This window comes from Paraburkholderia sp. Ac-20342 (genome assembly GCF_017104985.1).
Taxonomy (GTDB): Bacteria; Pseudomonadota; Gammaproteobacteria; order Burkholderiales; family Burkholderiaceae; genus Paraburkholderia.
On the sequence record NZ_JAAGPQ010000164.1, the window covers coordinates 1 to 6,698 of the forward strand.

Sequence of the window (6,698 nt, forward strand, 5' to 3'; positions counted from 1 at the left end):
CGCAGCCGCACGACGACCGCGCGCGCCGCGTCGACGACGTTGCGCATCCCGACCGACCAGCCCGTCACGCCGAACGTATGCGACAGCACGGCGCCCAGCCGCTCGTCGACCGCGAGCCGGTGCTGGCGCGCGGTCGCGGCGGCGAGCGAGGGCAGACGTGCCGGATCGAGCGAGACCGCGACGGGCGTACGGTGCATCGGGTGCGATTGATTGGTGTCCATGTGCGATTACGTGACGATGATCTCGATCTCGTGCGATGCGTCGAAGCGCGTCTGCATCATCTGTTTCAGCTGGTCGCCGAGCGTTGTCTGATGCCGCAAGATTAGCTGTCGCGAGGCGTCGTCCGTGGTGTCGAAGCGAAGCGTCAAGTCGAAACGCGAAAGCGCGACGTGGAGCGTGCAGCCCGGCAGTTGCGCCGAATCGATCGGCACGGTGATGCGCCAGTCGCCGCGCTCGCGCACCGCCGGGTTCGAGCAGAAGTCGGCGACCTGTTCGACGATCGAGCCGACGAGGCGCCGGACGTCATCGCCGACGGGCGTGAGTGCCTCGATCGCGGTCGCGCGCGGCGCGGCCTGGGATGTCGCTTGCGCGTGATGGAGCGCCGCTGCGTGATGGATGGAGCCTGCGGCCTGACTCGCGGCCGCGACGACGCCTGGATTCGCGCGGGAGCCGGAAGCGTTGCCGCTGCCGGTCGCGCGGACCGGGCCGGCGGCAACGCCGGAACTGTGCGGCCAGGCACCGAAGCCGCCGGTGTTGCCGCCGGTTCGGCTTTCGCGTGCAGCGCCGGAAAACGGCTTGCCGTCGTCGCGCTCGTGCTCGTTCCGGCCGCCACCCGATTCGCTGCCGGATTCACCGCCCGATTCGTCGCGCGACTGCTGCTCCTGCGAATGCCGCTGTTCGTCGTACAGCGGCGAGAGAAACGCGAACGCCTCGGGTTCGGCCGCCGGCTCCTGCCCGGCATCCGTTGTTTCCGGCGCGTCGTCCGCCGGACTGGATGGCTCGGACGCTTCGAACGCGTCGGCCGTTTCGCACAGCGCGTCCGCGTTCGCGTCGGCTGCCTCGGCGGCTGCGTTCGCCAGCAGTTGCCGGAACCGGTCCGCCTGCCGGCGCAGCGGTTCCGACTGCGGCGCGGCGTCGTGCGCCGGCTGCGCGGACGGGTCCGCGATCACGCGGACCCGGTGAGGGGAGTGGGCATGCATGTCGGCGCCGGCTCCGTTACATCGTCAGCCGGCCGACCGGCTGCAGGTCGACGTGGGCGCCCAGCTCCTGGTACGAATAGACCGGCAGCCAGTTCAGGCGCGCCTCGATCATCCGTTTCACGTAGCGCCGGATGTCCATCGACGCAACCAGCGCGATCTGCGCGCGCGGCGCTTCGCCGACGATCTCCGCGATCTTCGCGACGAGCCGGTTGATCTCGTCGGGCGGCAGCGCGAGGAAGTTGCCGGTCGGCGTCTGCTTGATCGACTGGCGGATGTGCTGTTCGACCTGCACGTCGACCAGCACCACCGGCATGTCGCGCGTGCCGCCGCCCGTCGCGCGGTAGGCGATCAGCCGGCCGAGTTCCATCCGGATGTACTCGGTCAGCATCAGCATGTCCTTCTCCTTCGGCCCCCAGGTGATGAGGCTTTCGGTGATGCTGCGGATATTGCGGATCGGCACCTGCTCTTCGAGCAGCCGGCGCAGCACGTCGGCCATCTTCTGCAGCGGTAGCGCCTTCTGCACTTCGCTGACGAGGCCCGGATAGTCCTCGTTCAACTGGTCGAGAATCCATTGCGCTTCCTGGATTCCGAGGAACAGGTGCGAATGGGTGCGCAGCAGGCCGATCGTGTGCCCCGCGATCAGTGCTTCCGGCGTCGGCGCGTCCGCGTCCTTTGCCTTGGCGTCGCTCTTCGTGTCACTCCCGGCCGCGGCGGCGTTCTTCGCGTTCGCGAGCGATTCGGCGAGCGTCGAGCGGCCGTGCGGCACGTCGAAAATCAGGACTTCGTAGGTATCGTCCGGCAGCGTCGGGTCGGTCCACATCATGATGCCGGGGAACGGCAGCCCGACCTCGGCCTGCAGCGCCGCACGCTGCGTGTCGAACGCCTTGTCGAGCGCATCGGCCGCGAGCCGGCCGCTGACGTCGGGCGCGAGCCGCACGCCGAGCGGGCAGGTGAACGCGGGCGGGCGGGGCAGGATCGACGGCGCATCGCCTTTCGCGCCGGCCCGCTGCAGCGCGCCGACCGGCTTGCCGCCGCCCTTCGCCGGGCCGCCCTGGTTCTTCTGCAGCCGGTAGCCGACGAACGCGAGCGTGCCCGAGAGCAGCACGAAGAGCGGCGCCGGAAAGCCCGGCACGGCCGCGAAGCCGAGCAGCAGCAGCGCCGCGAAATACAGCGCACGCGCGCTGCTCGTGAACTGGCGTTTGATGTCCTCGCCGAGCGACGAGCCGGAATCGCCGTTGCCCTCGTCGACGCGGGTAATCATCACGCCGGCCGCGACCGAGATCAGCAGCGACGGAATCTGCGACACCATCGCGTCGCCGATCGACAGCACCGAGAAGCGGTTCGCCGCGTCGCCGGCCGACATGCCGTGATAGGCAACCCCCACCGCGATCCCGGCGATGATGTTGACCATCGTAATCATCAGGCCCGCGATCGCGTCGCCCTTGACGAACTTCATCGCACCGTCCATGCCGCCGTGCAGCTGGCTTTCGATCGCGAGCCGCATGCGCTTCTTGCGCGCTTCCTCGGGAGTCAGGATGTTCGCGCGCAGGTCCGCGTCGATGCTCATCTGCTTGCCCGGCATCGCGTCGAGCGTGAAGCGCGCGCCGACCTCGGCGACCCGCTCCGAGCCCTTCGCGATCACGATGAACTGCACGACCGAGATGATGACGAACACGACCAGGCCGACGACCAGATTGCCACCCACCACGAGTTCGCCGAAGCTCTCGATGATGTTGCCGGCGTCGGCGTGCAGCAGGATCGACTTGGTCGAGGCGATGTTGAGCGACAGCCGGTACAGCGTCGTGAACAGCAGCACCGACGGAAACGCCGAGAGTGACGCGATGTGGCCCACGTACATCGTGACCATCAGCAGCGTGACGCTGATCGTGATGTTGATCGCGAGCAGTCCGTCGATCACGGCGGGCGGCAGCGGCAGGATCATCAGCGAGACGATCGCGACCAGCAGGATCGCGATGCCGGCTTCGCCGATGCCTGGCAGTTTCAATGACTTCGGCATGTTCACTTCTCCGTTCTGGCGGGTTGAGTCCCGATGCCGTCGACCCATTTCAGGATCGCGGCGACGACCTCGAATAGTTCCTCGGGCACCGGCTGCTTCTCCGGCACCTTGTGCAGCATTCGCGCGACGGGCGGATTGGCGACGATCGGCACGCCGCTTTCGGTCGCGTAGCGGCGCAGCAGCAGCGCCTCGTCGTCGAGCCCCTTCGCGATCACGATGGGCAGCGGGCACTCGACCGGGTCGTAGCGCAGCGCGACCGCGTAGTGCACCGGGTTGACGACGACGACGCTCGCGCGGCCGACGCCGCGCTTCGGTTCTTCCTGGCTCATTTCGCGCGCTATCCGCTTGCGCTCGCCCTTGACTTCCTGGTTGCCTTCGCTGTCCTTGTGCTCGCGCTTGACCTCGTCCTTGGACATGCGGTTCTTGCGGATGAACTGCCAGTGCTGGAGCTTGTAGTCGACCGCGCCGATCACGATGAACACGCCGAGCGCGACCGTCACGAGGTGCGTCACCACCGACCACAGCACTTCGATCAGGCGCGCCAGCGTTTCGTCGAGCGAGCTGGCGACGACCGGCATCGACGACTTGATGGTCGACCACATCACCGCCATCAGCACGATCGCCTTGACCGTCATCTTCGCGAGATCGATGAGGGCGTTCATGCCGAAGATCTTCTTGAGGCCGGAAGCCGGGCTGATCGCGTCGAGCTTCGGGTTCACCGCCTTCAGCGAGATCACGAAGCCCACCTGCGGGAAGAGCGCGAGGACCGCCGCCACGAGAGCGATCGCGGCGATCCCGCACAGCAGGCCGATGGCGTGGAAGCCCATGTCCGAGAGCGTGACCGACAGGTCCTGCAGCGTTCTGTCGCCGTGCGTGAAGTCGAGCGCGTCGTTCACGACGGCGCGCAGCGAATCGGTCAGGTAGCGCTGGCCGGCGGTGAAGGTCAGCAGGAGCGCGCCGAGCGGGGCGACCTCGACGAGATCGGTGCTCTTCGCAACCTGGCCTTCCTCGCGAGCGTCTCTCAGTTTTTTCTCTGAGGGCTCTTCGGTCTTATCGTCACTCATGACGGCGTCCTTCGCGCTTCTGAACGGCGCGCCGCGGGAGGCGGGCATCCGTCACGCCACGTTAGCGGCGCGCGGGCGGCAGCATGCGCGCGAATGCGAAGTCCCGACGGCGCGCGCGAAGCGCCGCCCCCTTCACGGCGCGGCCCCGCCGCCGGGGCGCAGCGGTTCGGGCCGCTGCCTGGTCGTCGCGAGTGCGGATCGGACGGGCGCCGCTTCGTAATTCGCGGTACGACTTCGTGCGGCACCCATGTCGCATACCCGGGCTTGCGTAACGTAGCGCCAACAGAGGGCGCGTGGATGGCGCACTGAATCGGATCAGATTGCCTTTTGGGGAAAACGGATGGACGTTATGAAGGATCGGTCGTCATGGCCGCCGGCAGTCGTCGGCGCGATCGTGGATCTGACGGGCGCCGCATTCGCGAACAGCGGGACGCGGACCGGAGTCGACATCGAGGACATCGAGCATCTCGTCGCGATGTTGCATCTGCTGCGTCCGGACAACGTCGACTTCTCGTTCTTCGACGGCTGGCTGCACATGCTGCGCGACGAATGGAGCGAGGCGGAAGAGCTGTTCCGCTATCTGGTCGAGCGCTCGGCCTGCCTGCCGGAGAGCCGGGGCATGCTGCTCAAGTGCCTGAAGGCGCGCGATGAATTCGGCTGGCAGGACGAGGCGCGCAGGATCATCGAGGACGAGAGCGACCCGGACGTGACGCGGCTCGCGAAGCTGTTACTGGCAGGGGATGACCTGAAACACGCCGCGGCGGATGCGCGGCGGACCGGGCGCTTCGTCGCGCCGGAGTCGGCGCGCGCGCTCGATGACGAGGCGACGGCGGGGGACAGCGCCGCGGCGCAGCCCCAGCCGCCGTCGGCCAACGACATGCTGATGACGATGCACTACATGCGGATCTGACCGCACCCCGACCGGAGAAGCGACATGAGCATGATCACCGCCGCGCAATTCCAGCACGAACTCTCGCACCTGACCGAGGCCACCGCGCCGCAACCGGCCGCGGCACCGCAGGCGCTCGTCGACAAGTTTCAGGCCATGATGGCGAACCCGACGCCGCACGCCGTGCCCGAGGTGCATCAGATCGGGCACACGGACATCGTGACGAAAGCCGTCAAGGAGCAGGCCGATTACTACCACGCGGTGCCGAACGACGTGCTGTACATGTCCCAGCACGCGAGCACGCTGTCGATGCAGCATCTCGCGTCCGCCGACATGACGGTCCAGCTCGAGATCGCGAGCCTCAACATGGACCTGCAGGTCAAGATGGCGACCGTGCAGTCGTCGAAAGACGCGGTCCAGACCCTGATGAAGAACCAGTGAGATGGCGACCAACATGGCCTCGATCCTCAACCCGAGCCGCGCGTTCGCGCGCTGGCGCCGTCCGCTGGCCGCCGCCGTCGTGCTGCTGGCGCTCGCCGGCTGCAAGCAGGAGCTGTACGGGCAGCTCTCCGAAACCGACTGCAACGAAATGGTCGCCGCGCTCCAGCAGTACGGCGTCGACGCGGAGAAGACGACACCCGATTCCGGCAAGACCTGGTCGGTGACGGTCGGCGACAAGGAGATGGTCCACGCGATGGAAGTGCTGCGCGCGCGCGGCCTGCCGCGCAAGAAGTTCGACGATCTCGGCGCGCTGTTCAAGAAGGACGGCATGGTGTCGACGCCGACCGAAGAACGCGTGCGCTTCATCTACGGCCTGTCTCAGGAACTCGACGACACGCTCTCGAAGATCGATGGCGTGGTGGTCGCCCGCGTGCAGATCGTGCTGCCGAACAACGACCCGCTCGCGCAGTCGGTGAAGCCGTCGTCCGCTGCGGTGTTCATCAAGTACCGGCCGGATGCGAGCGTCGAGACGCTGATTCCGGCGATCAAGAATCTCGTCGTGCACAGCATCGAGGGGCTGACCTACGACCAGGTCAGCGTCACGTCGGTGCCGGCCGATGCGATCGACCTCGAAGCGAAGGCGCAGCGGCGCGACGGCTCGCTGATGATCGCGGGCGGGGCGCTCGGCATCGTATTGCTGATGATCGCGGGCGCGATCGTGCTGGTGCGCGGCAACGCGAACCAGCTGCTGTCGAAGCTGCGGCAGCGCCTGCGCAAGAGTCCGGCGTGACGAAGGACGCGCGAGCGTGACGGACATGAATGCCCTCGACGCCCCGCCGGACGCCGCCGCAACCGAGGCTGGCGCTGCTGATGCGCGTCCCACGGTGAGCGAGGACGCGGCGGCCAGCGACACGCCCGCCGTGCTGGCGGCCAGGCTCGTCGAGCATCATCGCCGCCGCCGCGCGCTGTTCGACTGGATGCATCCGCAGCGGCTCGCGGCGGTGCCTTATGCAGATTGCCTGCGCGGCCGGAGCGCGCGCGAGACGGGCGCGCTCGCCGAAGCCTGGCTTGCCGCGGCCGGAATGCCG

The 6,698-nt window shown here is 67.8% G+C and carries 6 protein-coding genes and 2 pseudogenes; 4 read left to right on the forward strand and 4 right to left on the reverse strand.

Annotation, left to right across the window (positions count from 1 at the left end; translation table 11 throughout):
* From G3N58_RS33025 to sctU, 4 genes and pseudogenes are all read right to left on the reverse strand, one after another.
* Positions 1–221, reverse strand: a pseudogene (locus G3N58_RS33025) (YscQ/HrcQ family type III secretion apparatus protein); the annotation flags it as partial.
* Positions 222–227: 6 nt separating this feature from the next.
* Complete coding sequence (gene sctP / locus G3N58_RS33030) at positions 228–1,199, reverse strand: type III secretion system protein SctP (protein WP_167285754.1); 972 nt, start codon at positions 1,197–1,199, stop codon at positions 228–230.
* Positions 1,200–1,215: 16 nt separating this feature from the next.
* Positions 1,216–3,216, reverse strand: a complete 2,001-nt coding sequence (gene sctV, locus G3N58_RS33035; protein WP_167044070.1) for a type III secretion system export apparatus subunit SctV — start codon at positions 3,214–3,216, stop codon at positions 1,216–1,218.
* A 2-nt stretch (positions 3,217–3,218) separates the two neighbouring features.
* The gene (sctU, locus tag G3N58_RS33040) at positions 3,219–4,280 is read right to left on the reverse strand and encodes a type III secretion system export apparatus subunit SctU (protein WP_167044065.1); all 1,062 of its coding nucleotides are present in this window, start codon (positions 4,278–4,280) and stop codon (positions 3,219–3,221) included.
* 349 nt (positions 4,281–4,629) lie between these two features.
* Between sctU and G3N58_RS33045 the strand changes: the two genes are divergently transcribed.
* The 4 genes and pseudogenes from G3N58_RS33045 to G3N58_RS33060 all read left to right on the forward strand — a co-directional run.
* A complete protein-coding gene (locus G3N58_RS33045; protein ID WP_240162967.1) occupies positions 4,630–5,190 on the forward strand; it encodes an HrpB1 family type III secretion system apparatus protein in 561 nt (186 codons plus the stop codon).
* A 24-nt stretch (positions 5,191–5,214) separates the two neighbouring features.
* Positions 5,215–5,610: a serine kinase gene (locus G3N58_RS33050; protein ID WP_167044060.1), complete on the forward strand. Its 396-nt coding sequence runs from the start codon at positions 5,215–5,217 to the stop codon at positions 5,608–5,610.
* 13 nt (positions 5,611–5,623) lie between these two features.
* Positions 5,624–6,400, forward strand: coding sequence for a type III secretion inner membrane ring lipoprotein SctJ (gene sctJ, locus G3N58_RS33055; protein ID WP_167044057.1), 777 nt, complete (start codon positions 5,624–5,626; stop codon positions 6,398–6,400).
* Positions 6,401–6,425: 25 nt separating this feature from the next.
* A pseudogene (locus G3N58_RS33060) lies at positions 6,426–6,698 on the forward strand (hypothetical protein); the annotation flags it as partial.

What these genes read in the sequence shown, in the direction of transcription:
- sctP (WP_167285754.1), bottom strand. Translation starts at nt 1,199, where the DNA reads ATGCATGCCCACTCCCCTCACCGGGTCCGCGTGATCGCGGACCCGTCC.
- sctV (WP_167044070.1), bottom strand. Translation starts at nt 3,216, where the DNA reads ATGCCGAAGTCATTGAAACTGCCAGGCATCGGCGAAGCCGGCATCGCG.
- sctU (WP_167044065.1), bottom strand. Translation starts at nt 4,280, where the DNA reads ATGAGTGACGATAAGACCGAAGAGCCCTCAGAGAAAAAACTGAGAGAC.
- G3N58_RS33045 (WP_240162967.1), top strand. Translation starts at nt 4,630, where the DNA reads ATGAAGGATCGGTCGTCATGGCCGCCGGCAGTCGTCGGCGCGATCGTG.
- G3N58_RS33050 (WP_167044060.1), top strand. Translation starts at nt 5,215, where the DNA reads ATGAGCATGATCACCGCCGCGCAATTCCAGCACGAACTCTCGCACCTG.
- sctJ (WP_167044057.1), top strand. Translation starts at nt 5,624, where the DNA reads ATGGCCTCGATCCTCAACCCGAGCCGCGCGTTCGCGCGCTGGCGCCGT.